This window comes from Actinoallomurus sp. CA-142502 (genome assembly GCF_050936355.1).
Lineage (GTDB): Bacteria > Actinomycetota > Actinomycetes > Streptosporangiales > Streptosporangiaceae > Actinoallomurus > Actinoallomurus iriomotensis.
Genome location: NZ_JBNJMY010000001.1, coordinates 3798301 through 3821614 on the forward strand (window position 1 = coordinate 3798301; position 23314 = coordinate 3821614).

18 protein-coding genes are annotated in these 23314 nt (G+C 71.3%); 4 read left to right on the plus strand and 14 right to left on the minus strand.

All coding sequences use genetic code 11. The features are described 5' to 3' along the window. Positions 1-21: 21 nt before the first annotated feature. The 3 genes from ACQEV1_RS18435 to ACQEV1_RS18445 are packed head-to-tail and all read left to right on the plus strand — an operon-like array spanning position 22 to position 4581. Complete coding sequence (locus tag ACQEV1_RS18435) at positions 22-999, plus strand: helix-turn-helix transcriptional regulator (protein ID WP_433394835.1); 978 nt, start codon at positions 22-24, stop codon at positions 997-999. Positions 1000-1041: 42 nt separating this feature from the next. Further along, positions 1042-4026: a bifunctional [glutamine synthetase] adenylyltransferase/[glutamine synthetase]-adenylyl-L-tyrosine phosphorylase gene (locus tag ACQEV1_RS18440; RefSeq protein WP_433394836.1), complete on the plus strand. Its 2985-nt coding sequence runs from the start codon at positions 1042-1044 to the stop codon at positions 4024-4026. A gap of 12 nt (positions 4027-4038) precedes the next feature. Then, the gene (locus ACQEV1_RS18445; protein ID WP_285617107.1) at positions 4039-4581 is read left to right on the plus strand and encodes a hypothetical protein; all 543 of its coding nucleotides are present in this window, start codon (positions 4039-4041) and stop codon (positions 4579-4581) included. Between the two features lie 3 nt (positions 4582-4584). Here the strand turns inward: ACQEV1_RS18445 and ACQEV1_RS18450 are convergent, their stop codons facing one another. From ACQEV1_RS18450 to glnA, 13 genes are all read right to left on the minus strand, one after another. Continuing rightward, complete coding sequence (locus ACQEV1_RS18450) at positions 4585-5451, minus strand: ABC transporter permease (protein ID WP_433394837.1); 867 nt, start codon at positions 5449-5451, stop codon at positions 4585-4587. Between the two features lie 1064 nt (positions 5452-6515). Then, positions 6516-7532 carry an ABC transporter ATP-binding protein gene (locus tag ACQEV1_RS18455; RefSeq protein WP_285617104.1) on the minus strand — a complete coding sequence of 339 codons (1017 nt, stop codon included), beginning with the start codon at positions 7530-7532 and terminating at the stop codon, positions 6516-6518. A gap of 9 nt (positions 7533-7541) precedes the next feature. Beyond that, complete coding sequence (locus ACQEV1_RS18460) at positions 7542-8453, minus strand: Nif11-like leader peptide family natural product precursor (protein WP_433394838.1); 912 nt, start codon at positions 8451-8453, stop codon at positions 7542-7544. An 11-nt stretch (positions 8454-8464) separates the two neighbouring features. Next, positions 8465-12583: a type 2 lanthipeptide synthetase LanM gene (gene lanM / locus ACQEV1_RS18465; protein WP_433394839.1), complete on the minus strand. Its 4119-nt coding sequence runs from the start codon at positions 12581-12583 to the stop codon at positions 8465-8467. An 85-nt stretch (positions 12584-12668) separates the two neighbouring features. Then, positions 12669-12905: a cinnamycin family lantibiotic gene (locus ACQEV1_RS18470; protein ID WP_285566926.1), complete on the minus strand. Its 237-nt coding sequence runs from the start codon at positions 12903-12905 to the stop codon at positions 12669-12671. 24 nt (positions 12906-12929) lie between these two features. Continuing rightward, entirely contained in the window at positions 12930-13286 is a 357-nt protein-coding gene (locus ACQEV1_RS18475; RefSeq protein ID WP_285617100.1) for a DurN family substrate-assisted peptide maturase, read from the minus strand. Positions 13287-13341: 55 nt separating this feature from the next. Next, positions 13342-14133: an AfsR/SARP family transcriptional regulator gene (locus tag ACQEV1_RS18480; RefSeq protein ID WP_285617099.1), complete on the minus strand. Its 792-nt coding sequence runs from the start codon at positions 14131-14133 to the stop codon at positions 13342-13344. A gap of 693 nt (positions 14134-14826) precedes the next feature. Beyond that, positions 14827-15627: a phosphatase PAP2 family protein gene (locus ACQEV1_RS18485; protein ID WP_285617097.1), complete on the minus strand. Its 801-nt coding sequence runs from the start codon at positions 15625-15627 to the stop codon at positions 14827-14829. A 13-nt stretch (positions 15628-15640) separates the two neighbouring features. Next, the gene (locus ACQEV1_RS18490) at positions 15641-16465 is read right to left on the minus strand and encodes a phosphatase PAP2 family protein (protein ID WP_433394840.1); all 825 of its coding nucleotides are present in this window, start codon (positions 16463-16465) and stop codon (positions 15641-15643) included. 124 nt (positions 16466-16589) lie between these two features. Then, positions 16590-19223, minus strand: a complete 2634-nt coding sequence (locus ACQEV1_RS18495) for a beta-N-acetylglucosaminidase domain-containing protein (RefSeq protein ID WP_433394841.1) — start codon at positions 19221-19223, stop codon at positions 16590-16592. 80 nt (positions 19224-19303) lie between these two features. Beyond that, positions 19304-19714 carry an OsmC family protein gene (locus tag ACQEV1_RS18500; protein WP_285617092.1) on the minus strand — a complete coding sequence of 137 codons (411 nt, stop codon included), beginning with the start codon at positions 19712-19714 and terminating at the stop codon, positions 19304-19306. A 42-nt stretch (positions 19715-19756) separates the two neighbouring features. Beyond that, positions 19757-20254: an HAD domain-containing protein gene (locus ACQEV1_RS18505; RefSeq protein WP_433394842.1), complete on the minus strand. Its 498-nt coding sequence runs from the start codon at positions 20252-20254 to the stop codon at positions 19757-19759. 171 nt (positions 20255-20425) lie between these two features. Next, positions 20426-21850 (minus strand): type I glutamate--ammonia ligase, encoded by a 1425-nt coding sequence (glnA, locus tag ACQEV1_RS18510; RefSeq protein WP_285617090.1) that lies wholly within the window; start codon positions 21848-21850, stop codon positions 20426-20428. Between the two features lie 135 nt (positions 21851-21985). Here glnA and ACQEV1_RS18515 point away from each other — a divergent pair, with 135 nt between their 5' ends. Continuing rightward, on the plus strand, positions 21986-22450 hold the full coding sequence (locus ACQEV1_RS18515) for an RDD family protein (protein WP_285617088.1): 465 nt from the start codon (positions 21986-21988) through the stop codon (positions 22448-22450). 5 nt (positions 22451-22455) lie between these two features. On the opposite strand, the gene ACQEV1_RS18520 is transcribed toward ACQEV1_RS18515, so the two are convergent. Next, complete coding sequence (locus tag ACQEV1_RS18520; RefSeq protein ID WP_285617086.1) at positions 22456-23151, minus strand: DUF4191 domain-containing protein; 696 nt, start codon at positions 23149-23151, stop codon at positions 22456-22458. Positions 23152-23314: the final 163 nt, after the last annotated feature.

Sequence of the window (23314 nt, forward strand, 5' to 3'; positions counted from 1 at the left end):
GACCGCGGCAGACTTCGGGCCATGCGCGCGAGCCGGCTGGTCTCGATCCTGTTGCTGCTGCAGACACGGGAGCGGATGACGGCACAGGAGATCGCCGGTGCGCTGGAGGTGTCCGTGCGCACCGTCTACCGCGACATGGAGGCCCTCAGCGCCGCCGGAGTGCCGTTGTACGGGGAGCCCGGCCACGACGGCGGATACCGGCTGCTGGGCGGCTTCCGCACCCGGCTGACCGGCCTGACCGCGGGGGAGGCCGAGTCACTGTTCCTGACCGGGCTGCCCCGAGCCGCCGCCGACCTCGGGCTCGGCGCCGTCGTGACAGCCGCGCAGCTGAAGCTGATGGCGGCGCTCCCGACGGAGTCGCGCGACCGGGCCCGGCGGATCGCCGAGCGGTTCCACCTGGACACCCCGGCGTGGTACCGCGACGCCGAGGACGTCCTGTACCTCACCGCGGTCGCCGAGGCGGTGTGGAACGACCGCGCCGTGTGGATCCGTTACCTTCGCTGGGCCGAACCCCACGAGATCACCCGTACCGTGCGGCCGTACGGCCTGGTGCTCAAGGCGGGCCACTGGTATCTGGTGGCCGGAGCGGACCGGCGGATCCGGACCTACCGCATCGCACGGATCATCGACCTGCGCGTCCTCGACGAACGGTTCGACCGGCCGGCGGACTTCGACCTCGCCGCCCACTGGCGGGCCTACCTGGAACACTTCGACGCGCGCCGCCACCAGGACATCGCGACCCTGCGTCTCTCCCCGGGCGCCGTGGACCGCCTGCCCCACATCATGGAACCGGCCGTCGTCCGCGCCGCGCGACGGACCGCCTCGCCCCCCGACGCCGACGGCTGGATCCGGGTGACGATCCCCGTCGAGTCCCACGACCAGACGCTGGGGGAGATTCTCAAACTCGGCGCCGACGCCGAGATCCTCGCCCCCGCCGAACTCCGCGACCACCTCATCCGGACCCTCGACTCCCTCCGCCAGCTCTACGCCCGGCCGTGACCGTCGCTGTCGGTCGCCGGAGCGTCTCGGTACCTTTTGGTGGTGAGTGAACGCCGACTCGAAAGCCTCGCCGGGCGGCTGGCCCGGCTGGGCGTCACCGATGCCACGGGCGCCGAACGCCGGCTCCAAGGTCAAGAACTCAACGGGCTGGTCGAGGCCCTGGGCACCGCGGCCGATCCCGACCTCGCGCTCACCGGCCTTCTCCGGCTGCTGGAGACCGCCGACATCCGGGCCGAGCTGAACGCGGACGCCGACGCGCGCGACCGGCTGTTCGCCGTGCTCGGCGTCAGCGCGGCGCTGGCCGACCACCTCGTCCGTCACCCCGGCCACTGGCGTGTCCTCGCCGGCCCCGACGCCGTACGCCGGCCCACCGCCGATGAGCTGCGGCAGACGCTGCTGCGCGCGGTCGGCGCCGACCCCGCTCACCCGGCGCCCCGTGCGACCGCGGAGGATCCCCTGGTCGCGCTGCGCGTGGCGTACCGGAGGTCGCTGCTGCACCTGGCCGGGCGTGACCTCACCCACGTGGTCGACATCGAGGACGTCGCCGCCGAGCTGGCCGACCTCGCCTCGGCCGCGCTGGAGGCCGGACTGGCCATCGCACGCGCCGAGCTGGGCGAGCAGGCGGACCTGTGCCGGGTCGCCGTCATCGGCATGGGCAAGTGCGGCGGACGCGAGCTGAACTACGTCAGCGACGTCGACGTCGTCTTCGTCGCCGAGCCCGCGCCGGGCCAGGACGAGGACGCCGCGCTGCGGGCCGCCACCAGGCTGGCGTCCGGGATGATGCGGGCGTGCTCGGCCACCACGCCGGAGGGCGCGCTGTGGGAGGTCGACGCCGCCCTGCGCCCGGAGGGCAAGTCCGGGCCGCTGGTCCGTACGATGGCCAGCCACCGCGCGTACTACGAGCGCTGGGCCAAGACCTGGGAGTTCCAGGCGCTGCTCAAGGCCCGCCCGGTGGCCGGCGACCTCGAACTGGGCGAGGATTACGTTCGCACGCTGGCGCCTCTCGTGTGGAGCGCGGCCGGCCGCGACAACTTCGTCGAGGACGTCCAGGCGATGCGCCGCCGCGTCGAGGAGCACATCGCGCCGGAACAGGCGGGCCGGCAGCTGAAGCTCGGCCCCGGCGGGCTGCGCGACGTGGAGTTCGCGGTACAGCTGCTCCAGCTCGTGCACGGCCGGGCCGACGAGGAGCTGCGCGGCCCGAACACCCTGATCGCATTGAAGAAACTGTCCTGGGGCGGGTACGTCGGCCGGGGTGACGCCGCCGCGCTCGGCACCGCGTACCGCTTCCTTCGCCGCGTCGAGCATCTCATCCAGCTGCACCGGCTCCGGCGCAACCACCTCGTGCCCGAGGACGAACAGAGCCTGCGGCGCCTCGGCCGGGCGCTGGGGTTCCGGGTGGACCCGGTGGGGGAGTTCACCGCCGAGTGGCGCCGGCACGCGCGCGAGGTACGGCGGCTGCACGAGAAGCTGTTCTACCGGCCGCTGCTGCAGGCGGTCGCCCGGCTGCCCGGCGACGAGGTACGGCTCACCCGCGAGGCCGCCCGTACCCGCCTGGAGGCCCTCGGCTACACCGACCCCGCGGGCGCCCTCCGCCACCTGGAGGCACTGACCGCGGGGGTGTCGCGGCGCGCCTCCATCCAGCGCACGCTGCTGCCGGTGATGCTCGACTGGTTCGCCGACTGCCCGGACCCGGACGCGGGCCTTCTGGGGTTCCGCCAGGTCAGCGACGCGCTCGGCACGACACCCTGGTACCTGCGGCTGCTCCGCGACGACGTCGCCGTGGCCGAGCGGATGGCGCGGGTGCTGGCCTCCAGCCGGTACGCCACCGAGCTGCTGTTGCGCGCCCCGGAGGCGGTCGGCATGCTGCGCGCCGAGTCCGAGCTCACCCCCCGCCCGGCCGACGCCCTGCGGGGCGAGGCGCAGTCGGCCGTGGGCCGCTACCTCTCCTCTCCGCACGACCGGTCGGCGGACGCCGTCGCCGCGGTACGCGGGCTGCGCCGCCGCGAGCTGTTCCGTACGGCGGTCGCCGACCTGCTCGGCCTCCTCGACGAGCGGGCCACCGCCGAGGCGCTCACCACGATCACCACGGTCACGATCGAGGCGGCGCTGCGGGTCGCGATCGAACGGATCTCGGCGGAGCGGAGCGCGCCGCTACCGACCCGGTTCGCGATCGTCGCGATGGGCCGGTACGGCGGGTTCGAGCTGGGCTACGGCAGCGACGCGGACGTCATGTTCGTGCACGACCCCCTGCCCGGCGCCGACGAGCGCGAGGCCTCGTCCGTCGCGCACGCGGTCGCCGAAGAGCTGCGCCGCCTGCTCGCCCTGCCCGCGCCCGACCCGCCCCTGGTGATCGACCCCGGGCTGCGGCCGGAGGGCCGGCACGGACCGCTCGTCCGCACCCTCGACTCCTATGCCTCCTACTACCGCCGCTGGTCGGCGCCGTGGGAGAGCCAGGCCCTGCTGCGCGCCGCGCCCATCATCGGCGACGAGGGGCTCCGCGAGCGCTTCCGGGCGCTGATCGACCCGGTGCGGTGGCCGGAGAACGGCATCGACGACACGGCGCTGCGCGAGATCCGGCGGCTCAAGGCCCGGATGGAGGCCGAACGCCTGCCGCGCGGCGTCGACCGGCGGCTGCACACCAAGCTGGGTCCCGGCGGGCTGTCCGACGTCGAATGGGTGGCACAGCTGCTGCAGCTCCGGCACGGGCACGACGTGCCCGGACTGCGGACGACCCGGACGCTCGCCGCGCTCGACGCCGCCGCGGAGGCGGGCCTGCTCGACTCCGACGACGCCGCCATCCTGACCGACGCCTGGCGCATGGCCACCCGGATCCGTAACGCGATCATGCTCGTCCGCGGACGGGCGTCGGACCTGCTGCCGACCGAGCACCACCGCGAACGCTCGGCGGTGACCAGCGTGCTCGGCTACCCGGCCTCCGGCGCTCTGCTGGAGGACTACCGGCGCCGCGCGCGCCACGCCCGTAAGGTGGTCGAGCGCGTTTTCTACGGAGATGACCAGAGCGCCTGAACTGGGTGACACATGCTGACTGTCGGATACCGGTGGGCGGCCGTGGCCAAGGCCGGCCTGCCCGCGGTGCTGCTGCCGCCGGCGGCCGGGTACGCCGCGTACATCGCGCGCGGCGACGGGCCGCTGATCAGCGTGCTGCTCCTGGTCGTCTTCGGGTTCGTGACGGTCGTCTTCCTGCCGCTGTTCCTGCGCGCCGTCGCACGCGCGTCGCGGGGAGCCCCGCTCCTCACGATCAGCGAGGACGGGGTCACGCTGCACTCGGCACGGGTCCGTCTGCCCTGGTCGAACGTTGCCGAGGTCCGGGTCGAACGCCGGCCCGGCCGCGCGGAGCTGCTGGTGTTCGTGCCGGTGGACGCCGCGCAGGTGGTGACCGCGCACCGCGGGACGCCACGGTGGTTCGCCCGCAGCGGCATCCCTCGGGTCGGCGGCCCGATCTTCGTCCGGGCCGACCAGCTGGCACGGCCGCTGGAGGAGGTCCTCGCGGCCGTCCGCCGCTGGACGTCCGCGCCCGTACGCCGCCGCGAGATCCTGCGGAACGGACCGGCCGGCCGCTGAGCGTCAGCCGGTACGGGCGAAGCGGCGGGCCGCGATCGCCAGTGCCACCGCCGTGAACGCCGCGACCACGGCGAGCTCGAGCACCGGCGAGGGGCGCAGGCCGGCCCAGGACACCGGTTCGAACAGCGCCGACGTTCCCCGGACCGGCCGGCAGGCGTTGACGGTGCGGCGCATCGCGTCCACCGCGTACGTCAGCGGATCGGCCGGCGTCAGCCACGACATCCAGGCGGGCATCGCCGCGACCGGGAACATCAGCCCGGACAGGAAGATCAGCGGCGTCATCAGCACGCTCAGCACCATCGTGAACGTCCGGGCGCGGCGGATGACGACCGCCACCACCGCGCCGAGCACCGTCATGGCGAGCGCCGTCAGCGCCAGCTCGGCCAGCAGCAGCGCGAACAGCGCCGGATCGTACGGGATGTGGATCAGCCCCGCGCCCGCGAGCACGACCGTGCCCTGGCAGGTGGCGACGGTCGCACCGCCGAGGCACTTTCCGGCCAGCAGCGTGCCGCGGCGGACCGGAGCGACGAGCATCTCGCGCAGGAAGCCGGACTCCCGGTCCCAGACGATCGAGGCGCCGACAGAGATCGCGGCGGGCTGCGCGGCCATGACGAGCACACCGGGGAACAGGAAGGTGAGATAGTCCGTGGCCGAACCGCCTCCCGCGCCGGCGAACAGCCGCCCGAGCCCGACGCCGAGCACGAACAGGAACAGCAGCGGCTGAAGGAGCGCGACGAGCGTGCCGGTACGGTCACGGACGAAGTGCAGCAGCTCCCGCCGCCAGACCATCCGCCCCGCCCGCAACTCGGCGGCGAGCCGCCCGGGACCGACACCGACCGCTTCGTACCGCGCGTGAGCGGCATGCGTCATGCCCGCCGCCCAGTCCCTCGCCGAAGCCCCTGCACGACGGCACGCGCCGGGGTCACGACTCCTCCTCCGCCCCACGAGAACCCTTCACCCGCCTCGTGTTTCCCAGGTCCGGGGGTGTGGCCACCGCGGCCGTGTTCTGATCGTCCCGCTCGATCATCGGCGTCCCGCCTTTCGAGAGCGGGCCCACGGTCGCCCTGCGACCGGGACACCGCGGACAACGGACGTGTGCGGGCCGCAGCGCCGTGTGCGTGGGTGACGGGGTCGGGGATTGGTTCGGTCATCATGGTTTACCTGTGGGTTCGTAGGTGCGTGATGGGGTGGCGGGCATCGGGTCGGAGGACGGTGCTCGCCGTCGAAGTGCTACTCGTGCCTGGATGTGTTCTTGGTTCCGCGCTGGTCAGGCTGGTCGTCGGCGGCCCGCGTCGGGAGGCCGCGGCCTCGTGCACTGGGCCGGTACCGTCGTCTGTGATGCGCGCGTCCGCCATGGCGGCACCGTCGTGATGTCGCCGGGCCGCTGGCGCGGTCGCCGTGTGCGTGGGCGGCCGGGTTGGGGGTTGGTTCGGTCATCGTGGTTCACCTCTGAGTTCGTAGACGCGTAGCGGGCTCGCGGCATCGGGTCGCCGGTCTGTGCTCGTCGTCGAAGTGGCACTGGCGCCGGGGTGTGTTCTTGGTTCCGTCGCGCCCGGTCCGGCCGGCCGTCGGTGGCCGTGGTCGGCAGGGTGGGTCGCGAGGTGCCGGTTTCGCGTGTCCGGTCGGTGTCGTCCGTGATGTGCGTGTTGGCGGCGGTGCTGTGGTGATGCCGCCAGGTCGGCAGGCCGCGTCGCGAGGACCCGACTTCGCGTGCAGGTCGGCACCGTGCGTAGCGCGCCGTTGGCGGCGGTGCCGTCGTGATGCCGCCAGGGCGGCAGGGTGGGTCTGACGGATGCGTTGTCCGGCTGGGCGGTGCCAAGGCGCCGCATCGCCGGTCGGCGGCCACACCAGGGCTGGCTCCCTCCTCCGCCGTGGACGCCGCTCGCGACGAAAGGGATAGGCCAGGCACGCCTCGGGGTCGGGGGCTGGTCCGGTCATCGCGGGTCGCCTGTCGGGTCGTCGCGGATGCGGTGGCCGGTGTGGTGGAGGAACACGTCGTCCAGAGTCGGGCGGGTGACCGTCACCTCGTAGACCGGTACGTCCAAAGTCGCGCACAGGCGGGGGACCAGACGGGCGCCGTCTTCGGCTTCCACCCGTACGCCGTGCGGGCCCGCCATGGCCTTCACCCCGAACTTCGTGCGCAGGGCGGTCGCGGCCGCCTCGTCGTCGCCCGTGCGCAGGTCGACGCGGTCGGCGCCCAGGACGGCCTTGAGCTCGGCGGGTGTGCCCTGCGCGACGATGCGGCCGTCGTCGATGATGGCGACGCGGTCGCAGCGTTCGGCCTCCTCCAGGTAGTGCGTCGTGAGGAACAGGGTCGTGGCCTCGCGCTCGCGTACCTCGCCGAGGTGGGTCCACAGACGGGCGCGGGCGTGCGGGTCGAGGCCGATGGTCGGCTCGTCCAGGAACAGCACGCGTGGCCGGTGGAGGAGCCCACGGGCGATCTCCAGCCGGCGGCGCATGCCGCCGGAGAACGTGCGGACGAGCGTGTCGTGGCGGGCCGCCAGGCCGACGAGGTCGAGCATCGCGTCGACCCGGGCCGACAGTGTCGTGCGGGGCAGGGCGTACAGGTCGGCGTGGAAACGGAGGTTCTCCTCGGCGGTCAGGTCGCCGTCGAGCGTGGTCTCCTGGAAGACGAGCCCGAGGTCGCGGCGCACCCGGTGCGGCGCGGTCCGCGTGTCGTGGCCGGCGATCTCGATGCGTCCCGCCGTCGGCGTGACCAGGGTGCAGAGCATCGCGATGGTCGTGGTCTTGCCCGCGCCGTTCGGGCCGAGAAAGCCGAACGTCTCGCCCTGGGCGACCGTCAGGTCGATGCCGCGTACCGCCTCCACACCCGGAAAGGACTTGCGGACGCCGACGGCCCGGATCGCCGGGATGTCCGGCGCCGGGCCCGCGTCGTACGGGGCGAGGGCGTGGGGACCGGATGCGGGTGAGCGCTGCCTGAGCCCGAACACGTCGCCGCCTCAGACCTGCCGCGCGACCGCGGTCATCCAGTGGTCGGGCACGACGAACCCGAAGCTCCACCGGTGTCGCGGCGTGGGGTTCACGATGCAGTGCCAGAACAGCCGGCGCGGATCCTGCTCGGCCTTGAAGAAGCGGACCATCCGCGGCGTCTCCCGCAGAGTGACGATCTCCTCGGTACGGGGGTTCATGTAGCGGAAGAACGACGTGTCGGCCGGGTCGGCGAACGGCTCGTCGAAGTCGACGACGTACATCCGCCACCCCGGCTGCGTCTCGTTCGTGTGCCACAGCCGGTAGCCGGACGGGGGATACCAGAGGCTGCCCGAGAACCGGATCTCGGCGGAGAAGAACTCCTCGAGCGTACGGACCATGCGGTGCTTGGCCTCGAGGTAGCGGTCGTATCCGGGATGGTCGACGTGCTCGTCGAGGTTGACGAGGTGGAAGTCGCGGCGCGGGGCGCCGGTGCCGAGGGCCGGGTCGCGCCAGTGCGCCTTCATCATCGACTCGTGCCAGGCCTGGAAGGCCGGGTCCGCCGGGGACAGGCCGGTCGACCGCAGGTCCTCCTCCCGGAAGGTCCGCGCGAACCGGTCGAGGTCGAACGAGGGCGGTTTGATCTTCAGATGGGGGAGCTGGTCGATGACGCCCTTCAGACCGGGCAGGTCCTCCAGCAGGTATTCGTGGTGGAGCGGGCCGGCGTCGCGTTCGGCCTCGGTGGGGCGCCGTACCGGCTCGGGTGTCTCTCCGGGGGTGAAGGCGGAGGACGCCTCCATCAGCTCGGGCACGTCGAAGGAGTACCCGTAGCGTGACCCGAGCCGGACGATCTCTCGCGTACCGGTGACGGCCTTGAGCTGCTGTTTCAGCTCCGGGGAGTCGTAGGCGATCTGGAGGAAGGCGCGGCTGGATTCGACGGACATGCGGTGTCTCCTTATCGGCTGGGGGCGGGATCGAGGAGCAGGACGGAGGGAACCCGGTCGGGCCGGGCCAGGCGCAGGAAGTGCATGCCGAAGCCGGACAGGCCGAGCATCAGGCCGGGGAAGAACCCGCCCTCCATGACTCCGTTCTCGGCGTCGTCGAGGTGGCGCCACTGTTCCTGCACCTGGACGTTCGCCTCGAGCCGGAACGCCGGCTCGTCGCGCAGCGCCGCGAACCGCAGGAACAGCTCCGCGTTGCCGGTGCGGCCGTGGCAGAGCGTGTCGTTCATCAGGCGCGGGAAGCCCCGCATCGTGGCGGCGAGGGCCTGATGGGCCTCGCGCAGCAACAGCTCGTCGTCACCGCCGAGCGCCGCCCAGCTGGAGATCCGGCTCAGCCCGATGCCGGCCGCGCCGTTGCACCAGGCGTTGGCGAAGTGGTGGCCGTCGCGTACGGCGCCGCCCGGACTGGTGCGCAGGTCGTACCAGTCCTGCTGCGCCTCGTCGAAGTGGCGTGCCTCGTACGCGAAGGCGCGCCGGCCGGCGTCGATGTAGACCGGTTCGTCGATCAGGGCGCCGAGCTGGATCAGCGCCCAGCCGATGCCGGCCACGCCGTGGGAGAAGCCGGTGAGGTTCGCCACGGCCTCGCCCGGATCGGTGGGCGGCCAGCTCAGCGTGTCGCCGTCCTCGACCGCGTGCCGCAGCAGCAGGTCCGCGCATCGCGTGGCGTGTTCGAGCCCCTGCCCGTCGGTCTCGCGGCCGAGACCGAGCAGCACCGGGATCAGGCCGGCGCAGCCGCTGAGCACGTCGAAGTGGGTGTCCGCGTCGATCGGCCCGGCCAGCTCCCGGTTCAGGCGTACGGCGAGTTCGAGCAGGCCGCGGTCCTGCCAGAGGTGGTGCAGGTGGGTGAGGACGTAGATGAGCCCGCCGAGGCCCTGGAACGCGCCGGGCCGCCGCCGGTCGGTGTGGGTGACGGCGTGGGACAGGGCGCGCCCGGCGGCACGGCGGAACTCCGGCCGTGGCACCAAGTCGTTGAGGTAGGCCAGGAACAGCGCGACCCCGGCCGACCCGTGGTACAGGTCGCCGTCGATGTCCACCTCCGCCATGCCGTCGCCGGTGAGCCCGTACGAGGTCCAGGGCGCGGGCGCCGAGGGGTCGCGGAGCGTACGGCACAGCCGCTCGCCGATCCGCGTGGCGTACTCCAGTGACGCGGTCACGAACGCCGGGCTGGCGACCTCGCCGGAGGACAGGCTGGCGGCGATGTACTGCGTCTGCTGCGCCCGGTTGGCCCGCGACAGCCGCCGGATCCGCTGCGCGGCGCCCTCGATGGGGGAGACCTCCAGCCGCGAGCGCAGGCGTACGGCGTGGTCGTGCACCAGCCACCGGTCGCCGGCCGGTGCGGTGAAGATCGGGATGTCGAGCCGCCACAGCGAGACCAGCTCGCGCTCGGAGAGCGTGCCGTCGGTGTCCCAGGTGCGGGGGAAGGTGCCCACGGTGCCGACGAGCAGGTCGACCTCCAGCGGGTCGACCAGGCACTTGGGATGGCGCGCGGAGATCAGCAACTGGGAGTACACCTGGGTGCCCCAGTTGATGAACCGGGCCGAGGTGTCCGCGAAGATCTCGCTCACCTCGCGGATCGCGTCGTCCTTCCGCTGCTCGAACCAGGCGTACACGCGCCCGAAACCGTCCATGATGGCGTCGGTGAAGTCCTGCGGCTGCATCAGCCGGTCGCCGAGGAAGACGCGGTTGGACCCGGCCGGCTCGACGTGCACCCCCGACCGATGGGTCACCGACGCGCGGAAGCTGAGGCGGTGCTCGTTGACGCGCGGCACCGGGATCGGCATCTCGTACGCCTCGCCGCCGGAGTAGCCGCTGATCCGCATCTCGGTCGCGGACGTCGTGGTGCGCGGCCACTCGAGCAGCCCGGTCTTGAAGACGGAGTCGAGCAGCGTGCCGGCGGGCCGTGCCTGGCCGACCGGGAGCACGCCCAGGACGGTCTCGCAGTCGCACACGTAGGCGTGCCCGTCGGCGATCAGGATGTTCTCGAAGTGCAGGTCGCCGCCGCCGAGGACGTAGAAGACGCCGAGGAGGCCGCCGAGCTCCTCGTACACCCGCTCGACCTGCTCGCGGGCGGCCATGCGGTTGCGGCCGGCGGGGATCAGCGCCTCGTAGCCGTACGACGGTTTCGGCAGCACGGGCCGGGTCGAGAACGCGAGGACGCCGTCGTCGCGGAGCCTGCGGAGCAGGTCCTGCATCGCGGCCTCTGAGCGGACGCAACGCGGTTTGTAGACGAACGAGCCGGTGCCGCCGCCGCTCAGCGCGACCTCGACGATCGCGACGCTGCGCGCGCCCGCGTGGTGGTCGGACAGCCCCAGGCGTACGGAGCGGAACGCGGTGATCTCCTCGCCGAAGAAGGCGGCGCCGATGTCGGCGCGGTCGGCGGCGAGGCGGCCGATCAACTCGCGGCCGCACTCGGCGAGCATGCCGGTCACCTCGGCGAGCCACCGGCCGAGGACGGGGAACCGCAGGTAGAAGCGGTGATACGCGTCGGCGTCGGCGAAGGTCGCGTCGAGATAGGCGAGGTACTCCTCACGGGTCGCGGACGCGCGGTCGATGCCGGTACGGGCGCAGTGCACGTTCGCGTCGGCCTCGACGGCCCAGGCGAGCGACAGCTCGAATCGTTCGAGGAGATGCCGCTGAAGGTCGTCGATGAGCCGCTGGTCGAAGAGCCCTGGATGCCGCGCGTGTTCTTCGCCGAGCCGCCGGCCGAGCTCGTCGAGAAACGGTTCGCACGCGATGGCCAGGTGGCCGTAGTAGACGTCGAACTCCCGCCAGCCGGCGTCCGGCAGGGCCTCCGTCGCTTGCCGGGACGCCGCGTCCGCCGGTCGGCGCGGTCGCGCGGCCGAGAGAGGCTCGCGGGGTGGAGCCTCCGGCGGGTGGAGTCGTGGCTCGGCGGGTGAGGCCTCGGGTGTGGGGTGGGGTTGTGGCCCGGCGGATGGGGCTTCCGGCAGGCGGTGGAACTCGCCTGGTGAGGGCTCCGGCGGGAGGTAGGGGGCACCGGGTGAGCTCTTCGGCGGTCGGTGGGGTTGCGGTGCGGTGGATGGGACCTCCGGCGTGCGGCGGACCCGGCGGTTCGGCGACCGGCCGGGTGAGGCGCTCGACGGGCGGTGGGGCCGGTCGTGCGAGACGTTGCCGGATGGGGCCTCTGACAGGTCGAGAGGCCAAGTCCGCGAGGGGTTCGCGAAGCCGGTGCCGGGAGTTGCGCCGGTGCCCGGAGCGGGGGTGGTGCCGACAGTGGCGGCGGGCGGGCGTGCGAAGCCGCCCAGGGCCGCGCGGTAGACGGGGAGCCACGACGCGTGGACATCGGCGAACGCCGTCCGTATCCGCTCACCGGCGCCCGCCAGGCCGAGCTCGTAGTGCCGGTAGGTGGTCAGAACGGTCACGATCTCTTGCTTGGTGCGTTCGCGCTGAGAGCGTTCGCCCGTGGCGGTCCCGTTCGTGCCGGTATCGATCACGGAGGCCTGAGCGGCGGAGGCTTCGGTCCCGTCCGTAGTGTTCGCATCTGCGCCGGACGCGCCCGTGACGTCCGTGCTGGTCCGGTTTGCGTGGGTGGCCATGGTGGCCTGAGGCGAGGCGGCTTCGGCCGCGTCCACGGTGTCCGCGTCTGCGCCGGTTCCGCTCGCGCGCGTCGCGTCGGTGCAGGGCTCCCCCGAAGGGCCGTCCGTACGGCGCAGGTCCGCGCGGGTCATGTCCGTGCGGGTCATGTCCGTGCGGGTCACGACAGGCTCGGGTGCGACCGTGTGGGGCCCATCCGTGTGGGGCGCGACCACGTGGGGTCTGTCCGCGTTGCCCTCTGCCGGAGGCCCGGTTATGGGCGTTCCGTCCGTATGGGGCGTCTGATCGCCGGGCGGGTCCGGGTAGGGGCGGGCCTTGTCGGTTTCGGTGCTGGTGGTCGGGCGTGCGTGGAGTCTGGCGGCGAGTTTGCCGGCCAGGCGGTCGATCTTCCACGTGTCGAAGGCGGGGAGGACACCGGGCGTCGCCGTTGTGCCCGAGGCGCGCAGGGTGGCGACGACCCGTTCGCGTTCGGACAGGTTGGCGGCGCGGGCGGCGATGTCCAGGAAGGAATGGTCACTCATGGGGAGAAGCCGCTCCTGCGGTCGCGAGGAACGGTGGGCCGGCGTCTGCCGGCCCACCGCGCGGGGTGTGGGCCCCTTCTGTCGCCTACTTGGTGGTGCCGTCGCAGACCGCCGTGATCGGACCCCAGCTGCAACTCGTCTGGCAGGCGTAGATCTCCATCGCGGCGACGCCCTCGGTCCAGAAGTCGATTGACTCCTGGTCCGGCTGCTCGATGGGAGCGGGCAGCGAGGAGCCGGACAGGCCGAAGGCCGCGGGGTCCGCCAGCAGTTCGGTGCGGAACTCGCTGTCGACGACGGCCTGGAGCGTCATGGTGTCGGACACGGATACCTCCTGAGTGAACGTGGGCTACTGGGTCTTCTCGGCGACGAGCCGGATGCCGATCTGCCGCTCGACGTTCTGCAGCTCCCGGATGGCGGCCGCCATGTTGTCACTGTCGTTCTGCCAGCGAACCAACTCCTTTTCGTCCGGGGACAGCCCGCTTTCTATCCAAATGGACTCGAGCCACGCCTTTGTGGCATGAGGCTGAATATCAGTCATGGGAGTGATTCGGGAAAGAACGGGCTCTTCGTGGAGGTCGAGAGCGCGAGTGAGGACTTCGCGCAGCTTCCCGTCCGGAGGCAGCAGTGAGCAGAAGATCATTAATTGCTGAACTTGCCGGATCTCCTCAACGCCCGGATACAGGGTCGGCCCTTTGGCGGTCATGAGCACCCTTTCCTTGTCGGCGTTCCCAACTTAGGAAGGGGTTCTTTCAGTCCGCTTACAGTTCGCCTTCAGGTGGCGTTGACGAAAGCCGGGGGTCGTCGCGCAGGATCGCGGTGTGCAGGTCGCGTACCTCCGGCCCCGGGCAGACGCCGAGACGGCGGCGCAGCGACGCGCTGACCTCGCCGTACGCCTCGAGTGCCTCGGCCGGCCGGCCGCAGCGGTACAGCGCGACCATCAGCTGACCCCAGAAGCGTTCGTGGAAGGGATGCCTGCCGGTCAGTGCGCGCAGTTCGCCGACCAGGCGATCGTGCCGGCCGAGCGCGAGGTCGACCTCGTGCCGCCGTTCCAACGTGCGCAGATGTTCCTCGATCAGGCTGGGAACGACGTCGCGGTGCAGGGACTCCGACCGTACGTCGGACAGGACCGGACCGCGCCACAGGGACAGGGCCGCGGTGAGCCCGGCGGACTCGGCGGTCAGGTCGCCGCGCCGCCCGGCCGTACGCGCCTCGGCGACCATCGTGCGGAAGCGGATCAGGTCGAGCCCGCCCGCGTCGAGCTCGATGCCGTACCCGGCCGGGGAGGTGCTGATCAGCCCGGACCCGCCGCCGGTGTGGCGGTCGAGCGTCTGCCGCAGCCGCGTGACGTACGTGTGCAGCGCCCCGCGCGGGCCGCGGGGCGGGTCCCCGCACCACAGGCGGTCGGTGAGCTCCTCGATGGGCACGGTCTGGTTCGCGCTGAGCAGCAGGGTGGCGAGGAGTGTCCGCTGTTTCCCGGCCGCGACGGGCACCCGCCGTGTGCCGGCGGAGACCTCGAGCGGACCGAGGACGCGGAAATTTAGACCATGCACGACTGAACTCCAGACTCGCTTCTCGTACCGCGATCCGGCTTCTGAGGCCGACGACGGGGGAACTCGCCGAAATCATTTGATTTATGGTCAAGTCGGGCTTTCTTTGGTCACGGCCGTGAGGACGCGTCCGTGGCACTTCTGTGTCACCGGTTTCGGGCTCGTACGATACAGCTATGGACGTTGAGGGACAATCACGATCAATGGGCGATGGCCTGGGAAGACGACGTGAGGTGGCGCGTTCGGCGTGGATGATCCCGACGGTGGATTTCGGTGTTCCGTTTTCGCGCGTGTGACCGAGGGTGATCGGTGCTTTAAAAGCGGATTAGTGGCGATATTTCTCGGGGTGGAGGTGTGGGTGGGCCCGGGAGGCGGAGAGGTGAGGTCAAAGGGAACCGCGGTGGACACAGAGGTGGCCCCGTGTGCAGGGAGATGCGCGCCTCTCTGCCACGCTGGGCCACCGGCCGACGGCGAGGTCGCGCTCAAGTCCGCCATGAGGGCTCGCAAAGGCACGGCCCCGCAGCCGCGGCACCTCGGTCCAGGTCTCGACCGCGAGCAGTCCGGTACGGCTCAGCGCTGACCGCCCGAACGGGCGGCTGCAGGGGCTCTACCGGCGAAGCGGTCCCGTACGCTGCCTGTTCACGCCGACGGCCGCCCACGGCCGCCATTACGCCGGCCCGCGAAGGGGCCGCGGCCCTAGTCGGTGGAGAACACCCGCGCGACGGGGCCCAGGCGGGGGATGACCAGGCGGACGCCCCGGGCGGCCAGGTAGCCGCAGCCCAGTGTCACCGCGCCGCCGACCGCGTCCAGGAAATAGTGGTTCGCCGTGCCCAGGATGACGAGCACCGTCGCCAGCGGGTAGAGGAACGGCAGGATCTTGGCCCAGGGGCGCCGGATCACGTCCGAGACGGCGATCGCGCACCACAGCGCCCAGCCGGTGTGCAGGGACGGCATCGCCGCGTACTGGTTCGACACGGAGCCGACCGGTGAGGCGCCCGAGGCGTACAGGCCGTGGGTGTGCCAGACCAGCACCGTGTCGACGTATCCCGGCAGCATCCTCGGCGGTGCGAGGGGCAGCAGATAGAAGCCGACCAGCGCGAGTACCGTCGTCGCGAAGATCAGCCGCCGATAGAAGACGTAGCGGTCCTGGTGGCGGACGTACAGCCAGGCCAGGATGCCCGGGGTCACGATGAAGTGCAGGGTCGAGTAGTAGTAGTTCGCGACGACGCCGATCCAGTGCACGCGTACGAACAGGTGGTTGAGCGGGAGTTCGAAGCCGATGTGCAGCAGGTGCTCGAGGTTGAGGATCCGTCCGCCGAGTCGGAGCGCCGCCGTGTGCGTCGTGGGTACCAGATTGCGTACGAAGGAGTACGCCGTGTAGCAGAGCGCGATGAGCAGGATCTCGCGCCAGACGCGCGGTCGTACCCCGGCCGGCTTGTCCTCCGGTGCCTCAGTCGCGTCGCCCGTGGCGACTGGCGCTACGGCCGAACTCGACATGATCCCCATGGTGTCAGATCCGGCCGCCTGGACTATCGGCAATAGTTGTCTTGTTTGTCACTTCGTGATCCTTCGCTGGACGTGACCGGTTCTCCCGCAGATGGAGGATAAGGCCTGCGGACAGGGCGAACGCCATCACGGTGATCCCTGCCACGGCGTCCAGCAGGTAATGATTGGCGGTCGAGAAGATCACGGTGACCGTGACGATCGGGTAGAGCGTCGCCAGGGCCCTGACCAGCGGCCGGCGGGTACTCGCGATCACCGCCACCGCGCACCAGACCGCCCAGCCCGCGTGCATCGAGGGCATGGCGGCGAACTGGTTCGTGAGCGAGCCCGCCTGGGGCGAGGAGTACAGGCCGAAGCTGTGGAGGGCGGTCACCGGGTCGACGAAGCCCGCGCCGCCGAGGAAACGCGGCGGCGCCAGCGGGTAGATCCAGAACCCGACGAGGGCGATCGCGGTGGCCAGCAGCAGCGACGTGCGCAGCCACCGGTACTGCCGCGGACGCCGGCGGTAGAGCCACACCAGCACCGCCAGCGTGACCAGGAAATGGGCGGTCGCGTAGAAGATGTTGGCGGCCTTGGCCAGCAGGGGCATGCGCAGCAGCGCGCGGTTGAGCGCCAGTTCGACGTTCGGCCCCAGGGCGTGCTCCAGGCGCATGACCTGCCCGGCGTGGACGTACGCCGCCGACTCGTTGTGCGGGATCACCAGGCGCACGAGGGTGTACGCGCCGTAGAAGACGGCGATCAGGGCGATCTCCCGCCAGAGCCGGGGCGACCACGAGCCCTTCAGGTCGATGTCGCGCGGCGCCGGGCGACAGGGTTGGGCGAGCTGGGCCATGTCTAGATCCTGAAGGAAAGCCTGGCTTTTGTGATCACCTCCAGGAATGGTCTGCGACTCGGCCCATATGAGTACACGCCCTAGTCCTCAGGGTGGATACGGTCGCCCGGATCTCCTCCGGCGATCACTCGGCCGGGACCGGCACGACCTCGCTGATCGAGGGCGCCGGTGAGCCGGACTCCCAGGTCAGACGCACGGCGTCGACCGGATCGCCACCGGCGGGCAGGTCGGCGTACCCGTTACGGAGGATACCGATGTGGCGCCAGGTGTCACCCGACCTGACCTCCACCGCGGCGGTGCCCGCCGAACCCAGCACCCGGACGCGCGCCAGCCGCCGTGCCGCCGAGGGCGTCACGACGAGCGCGTCGCCCGCCGCCGGGGCGGCCGAGGCGGTGTAGGCGGTGTCCAGCGACCCGTCGGCCGCGGCGGCCAGGTCACCGGCCGGGCCGCCCGTGACGGTGTAGGTGATCTGGCCGGGGACGCTCACCTGGAACTCCCGCACCACGCACCAGTACCCGTCATTGGCCGCCGTGGCCCGGTAACGGACGTACCGGGCGGTCGTGCCGGCCGGCGCGGTGGCGTGCACCTCCGCCGTGGTCCCGTCCGCCAGCGGCGTCCAGGAGGAGCCGTCGGTGGAGTACTCCAGCGTCCCGGCGTGGATGTAGTCGTTCGGACTGCCGGACTTGCCCATGAGGACGCCGACGTCGCCGATCGGCCGCGGCTCGCCGAAGTCGACGCCGACCCAGTCGCCGGCCGCCGGCGCCGCGTTGCTCCAGAAGTACGTGCCGGTGTCGCCGTCGGTCATCCGGGCGGGGGCGTTGTCCTGGTACTGCGCCAGGGAGGTGATCCCGGCCGGCCGTACGGCGTGCACGCCGGCCGTACGGTCGAACGCCGCCTTCGCCGTCGTGAGAAACCGGTCGATCACCCCGTCACCGATCTTGGGCGCGGTGCCGCTGTGCGGTTCGCGGGTGTCGCGGATGGCGTTCGCCCGTGCCACCAGGGCGTCGACGCGCCGCCGGTCGGCCCAGCCGCGCGCGAGCGGGTGGGTGATCATGTCGAGGGCGGCGTCCATCGCCTGCGCCCAGAGTTCGGTGGCGTCGAGCCACGCCTTGGCCTCGTCGGCGAAGGCGGGATCGATGACGCCGGCCCGGATCCGGGCCGGGGCGGCGGCGAGCGCCCGTACGCGCGTCCGCAGGTCGCGGACGGAGCCGTGGTGGTCGCCGGCGTCCCAGCGCCGCCAGAAGGCGTTCACGGCGGCGGCCAGCTCGGGCGCCTGGGTCAGGTGCAGCCGGCCGTCGTAGGACGACACGTCCGCGAAGGCGCGCAGCGCGGCGATCGTCTCCCGGTCACCGCCGGCGCGCTCGGCCAGGGCCGCCGCCCAGGCGCGCCCGGCGTCGTACGTGGCGTCGTGCCAGCCGAAGTCGGCGAAGGAGAACAGCGCGACGTCGCTCACCGCGGCCTGGTTGGAGGGGTTGGAGATGATCCCGGTGATCGAGCCGGACAGGCCGCTCTCCCGGCCCGTGTAGGCGGCCAGCGGCAGCCGCCCGGCGATGTAGTCGTTGACCGGGTAGTTGTCCCAGACCAGGATCGGGTGGCCGAACACCTTCTCGGCCTGCTTCGCCTCGTCGACCGTGATCGTCGCCGGGATGACGCCGACGCCGGTCCAGTGCACGATCACGTCCGGGTCCAGCTTGTCGCGCAGGGCCTGCTTGTACGGCGAGTCGGTCACGTTGGAGTACTCGGTCGGCACCATCTGCAGCGGATGCACGTCGCCCTTGGCGCGCGCCCACGCCTGCACCTTGTTCAGCACGTACGCCTGCGCCGCGCCCGCTCCGGCCGCGCCGTCGCCGAACTTGTCCTTGTCGGCCGCGCAGTGCCAGACGCCGTAGTCGATGTCGTCGAACGGCACGTTGAACGCCCGTCCGCCCAGGTCGTACACGGCCTCCAGCTTGGCGATCAGCGCGTCCACGTCCGCCTGGGAGGAGTAGCAGATCGACAGGCCGGGGGAGAGGGCGAAGGTGAACTCCACGTGGTTGTCGCGGGCCCGGCTCACCAGCGCGCCGAGCTGGGCGAGCTCGTCGGCCGGGTACGGGTCGCGCCAGCGTTCCCGGTGGTACGGGTCGTCCTTCGGCGCGTACTCGTAGGTGTTCATCTTGTGCGCGCCGAGGTAGTCGAGGTGGGCCAGCCGGTCCTCGTGGGACCACGGGGTGCCGTAGAAGCCCTCGATCGAACCGCGGTAACGCATCGCGGGCCAGTCGCGTACGGCGACGCCCGGCATCCAGCGCTCGCGCACCAGCTGCCCGAACGTCTCGGCCGCGTAGAAGGCGCCCGTGCCGTCGGCGCCGTCGAGGACGATGTGGTCGCGTCCGCGGTACCGGCCCGCGGCCAGCACGTAACCCTCGGGCCCCAGCCCGGTGTGGTCGGCGACGCCGAGGCCCTTCAGTACGGGCGCGCCGCCGGACAGCCAGACGGTCACCTCGGTCTTCGGGTCGGCCGCCGACTGCCGGATGTCGGTCGCGCCGGCCTTCTTCAGGACCGCCCGCACCGTCCGCAGCGCGGGCGCGTCGGCGTCGGCCGTGGCGACCAGCCCGACCGTACGGGGGAGGCGGAAGCCGTCGGACCGGTCGTTGATCTGCTGCGGCGTGGGCCAGACGGTCGCGGTGGCCGACGCGTGTGCCGGTGGGGTCGGGCCGGGCAGGGGCGCGGTGACGGCCGCGGTGGCGAGCAGGGCGGTGACGGGGGCCCAGAGCCTGCGCATGGGGGAACTCCTCGCGATTCAGAACAACCGCGAACAGCCAATAATGCGCGGAAGTGTTCGTCAAGCGCCGATTTCGGGCGCTAACGCGCGAGATCGGGCAGAATCTGCTCCGTCGGGGTGGTCTCGCGCAGGGCGCGGCCGACCGTGCAGTGGTTGTCGTGCACCCGGTGCGCGACGTCGGTGAAGACCCTCGCGGCGTCCTCGTCGCCCTCGGGGAGCTCGACGTCGTAGGTGACGGTGACGGCGCCCAGGCGGGTCGGCGCCACCTTCTCGGCCTCGACGGTGGCCGCGAGGCGTACGAGCCGGTGGCCGCGTTCGGACGTCAGCGGCTCGACCGTGACGATCTCGCAGCCGCCCAGCGCGGCGAGCAGCAGCTCGACGGGCGTGAAGACGCCGTCGTCTCCCGAACCCCCGATGGCCACCCGCGCGCCGCGGCCGTTGGTGGCCACGAAGCCGCCGTCGTCGGTGCGCTCGACCCGTACCGAAGCCATGATCATCCCCCTTGTCGCCGGACTGCCCTACTAACGCGCCCCCTAACGCGCGCCCTGCCGCAGTTGTTCCAGCCAGCCGCGCGCCTGCTCCACGTGGGCCTCGGTCAGGCCCTCCTCCGGATCCACTCCCACGATCAGATGCGGGCCGAGCGCCGGCCCGGTCGCGAGGACGTCCGGAACATCCGGTTCGTCCTCCAACCATACGAAAGGCCGCTCGCCGATCCACTCGGCGACGTGCCGCGCCTTCCAGCCCCCGTAGGAGTACACGGGGTCGCGCGGGGGGATCGGGATGGCGCGCAACTCGGGCAGGCCGACCCGTGGGGCGATCCACTCGTTGGCCGCGTCGGTCCAGTAGCTGGCCCAGACGAGTTCCGCGCCGGTCTCCTCGGCGAGCGCGGTCAGCATCGGCCCGTGGCGGGGATTGAGCAACAGCCGGAAGGTGACGCCGTTCGGCGTGGCCCGGTACCGCTGATAGCCGGGCGAACGCTGCAGAGGATTGAGAACACCGTCCACGTCGAGCAACACCAGCGGCGTGTCCATGCTTGAGACGCTATGACACCACGTGTCCCACGCCTAGTGCGGATGAGTGATCGTCCATAAGCGGCCGGACATCACCCCACGACAGCGGGCGGGCGACGACGAACGGCCCGGTCCGCCTGGGCGGCGGACCGGGCCGGTCACGTGTCGCGGAGGGCGCGGGGCGCCCGGCGCTCAGCAGTCGTAGTACAGCTCGAACTCGTGCGGGTGCGGGCGGAGGCGGATCGGGTCCAGCTCGTTCTCACGCTTGTAGGCGACCCACGTCTCGATCAGGTCCGGCGTGAACACGCCGCCCTCGAGCAGGTAGTCGTGGTCGGCCTCGAGTGCGGCCAGGACCGCCTCCAGCGAGCCCGGCACCTGCGGGACGCTGCGGGCCTCCTCCGGCGGCAGCTCGTACAGGTCCTTGTCCACCGGCTCCGGCGGCTCGATCTTGTTCTTGATGCCGTCGAGGCCCGCCATGAGCATCGCCGGGAAGGCGAGGTACGGGTTGCAGGACGGGTCCGGAACGCGGAACTCCAGGCGCTTGGCCTTGGGGTTCGAACCGGTGATCGGGATGCGGACGCAGGCCGAGCGGTTGCGCTGGGAGTAGACCAGGTTGACCGGTGCCTCGTAGCCCGGCACCAGGCGGTGGTAGGAGTTCACCGTCGGGTTGGTGAAGGCCAGCAGCGAGGCGGCGTGCTTGAGCAGGCCGCCGATGTAGTAGCGGGCCAGGTCCGACAGCCCGGCGTAGCCGACCTCGTCGTAGAAGAGCGGCGAGCCGTCCTTCCACAGCGACTGGTGGCAGTGCATGCCGGAGCCGTTGTCACCGAAGATCGGCTTCGGCATGAAGGTGACCGTCTTGCCCGCCTGCCGGGCGACGCTCTTGACGATGTACTTGTAGAGCATCAGGTCGTCGGCGGTCTTCAGCAGCGTGCCGAAACGGAAGTCGATCTCGGCCTGGCCGGCGGTGCCCACCTCGTGGTGCTGCATCTCGACCTCGATGCCGCACTCGGTCAGCTGCCGGACCATCTCCGAGCGCAGGTCGGTGAAGTGGTCCATCGGCGGCACCGGGAAGTAGCCGCCCTTGTAACGCGGCTTGTACCCGAGGTTGCCGCCCTCTTCCTTGCGGCCGGTGTTCCAGGCGCCCTCGACCGAGTCGATGTGGTAGAACGACTCGTGCTGGCTCGTCTCGAACCGCACGTCGTCGAAGATGTAGAACTCCGCCTCGGGCCCGAAGAACGCCGTGTCCGCGATGCCCGTGCCGCGCAGGTAGTCCTCGGCCTTGCGGGCGACGTTGCGGGGGTCACGGGTGTACGCCTCGCCGGTGAGCGGGTCGTGCACGAAGAACGTGATGTTCAGGGTCTTGTGCTGGCGGAACGGGTCGATGACAGCCGTCGTGGGGTCCGGCAGCAACAGCATGTCCGACTCGTGGATCTCCTGAAAACCACGGATGGAGGACCCGTCGAACATCAGGCCGTCGGTGAAGACGCTCTCACCGAAGTTGTTCACGGGGAACGTGAAGTGCTGCGTCGTGCCCGGCAGGTCAGTGAACCTGACATCGACGAACTGTACCCCTTCGTCCTTGATGTATTTCAGGACCTCGCTGGCACTGCTGAACATCCGACCTCCTAGGGTGTTTTCAGGGCGCTATCACGCTATGCACCGGCCGTTTCCAAGCCGTGTCCCATGTGTTTCGCACGTGTTACATGCAACCCCGGCGCCGGATGATCACCGGTGGCGGATAGCTTTGGGGTCATGAGCGAACCTCGGCGTTCGGCCGGAACCTGGCTCTCGGGCGCCCGCGCGGCAGGCGCCGACCTCGGCTATCCGGGGGAGCGGATGGGCCTGCCGCAGCAGGGCCCCGGCTCGGTGGCCGGGTACGGCCGCCGGCTCGTGGCGCTGGTCGTCGACTGGTTCCTGGCCCTGCTGGTGGCGCAGATCCTGTCGGCCCTCCTGCACTGGAGCCCCACGATGCGCAGCGTCGTCACCCTGGCGATCTTCGGGGTGCTCTCGTGGCTGCTCACCGGCCTGTTCGGCACCACCGTCGGCAAGCGGCTCGCCGGGCTGCGCGTGGCCGTGCCGAACGGCGGCCGCGTCGGGCTCCTGTGGGCCTTCGAGCGCGCCGTGCTGCTCGTGCTGCTGATCCCCGCCGTGCTGTGGGACCGCGACCACCGAGGCCTGCACGACCGTGCGGCGAACACGGTGGTCGTGGTCCGCTGAGCCGTTCAGCGCGTGCGGGGCTTGGGGCCCTTCGGCATGCGCGCGCCCTTGGGGATCGGGCCCTTGGGCATCTGCATCGCCTGCGGCAGCGCGTTGAGACGGTCGGTCAGCTCGCTGACCTCGTCCTTCTTCAGGTTGCGCGGCAGCTTGGTGAGGTGGCGCTGGAGCTTGCCGATCGGCACCTGGCCCTCGTCGTTGCCGACCTGGATGTCATAGATCGGGACCTCCGAGGCGGCGCGCGAGATGCGCTTCTTCTCCGCTCCGATGAGCTTGCCGACCCGCGAGCGGGGGCCCTCGGCGAGCAGGATCACGCCCGGGTGGCCGACCACGCGGTGCACGACGTCCATGTTGCGGTTCGCCTGCACGGCGGGGGTGACGACCCAGCGGCCCCGCATGTTCTCCACGATCGACGCGGCGGCGCCGGGCCTTCCCTCGAGCATGGAGTACTGCGTACGCTGCGCCAGCTGCCCGAAGACGATCATGCCGACCGCGAGGGCGGCCAGTACGCCGAGCGGGATCAGCAGCAGTGCCTGGCCCAGGAGCAGCCCGACGACCACGAACACCACGAGAGTCCCGATCGCCGCCAAGAACACCATCGGCAGAGCCTTGGGATTGGCCTGGTGGACCAGCGAGGCGACCATGCGGATCTGCTTGAGGCGGCCGGGTCTTTCGTCCTGTCCGTCCTGGGACTTCTTTGCCATGGAGGGAAGGATACGAGGGTTCGCGCCCGCAGTCGAAAGCGACGCCGCCGTTGTCGGGCCCGGCGGTAAACAAATTTCCACGCAACGCTTGGGCCTGTTAAGCGTTGACACGCGGTCGGCGCGGTCTTACCGTCCCGGTTCAGATCGTCGCCGTCCTTGGAGT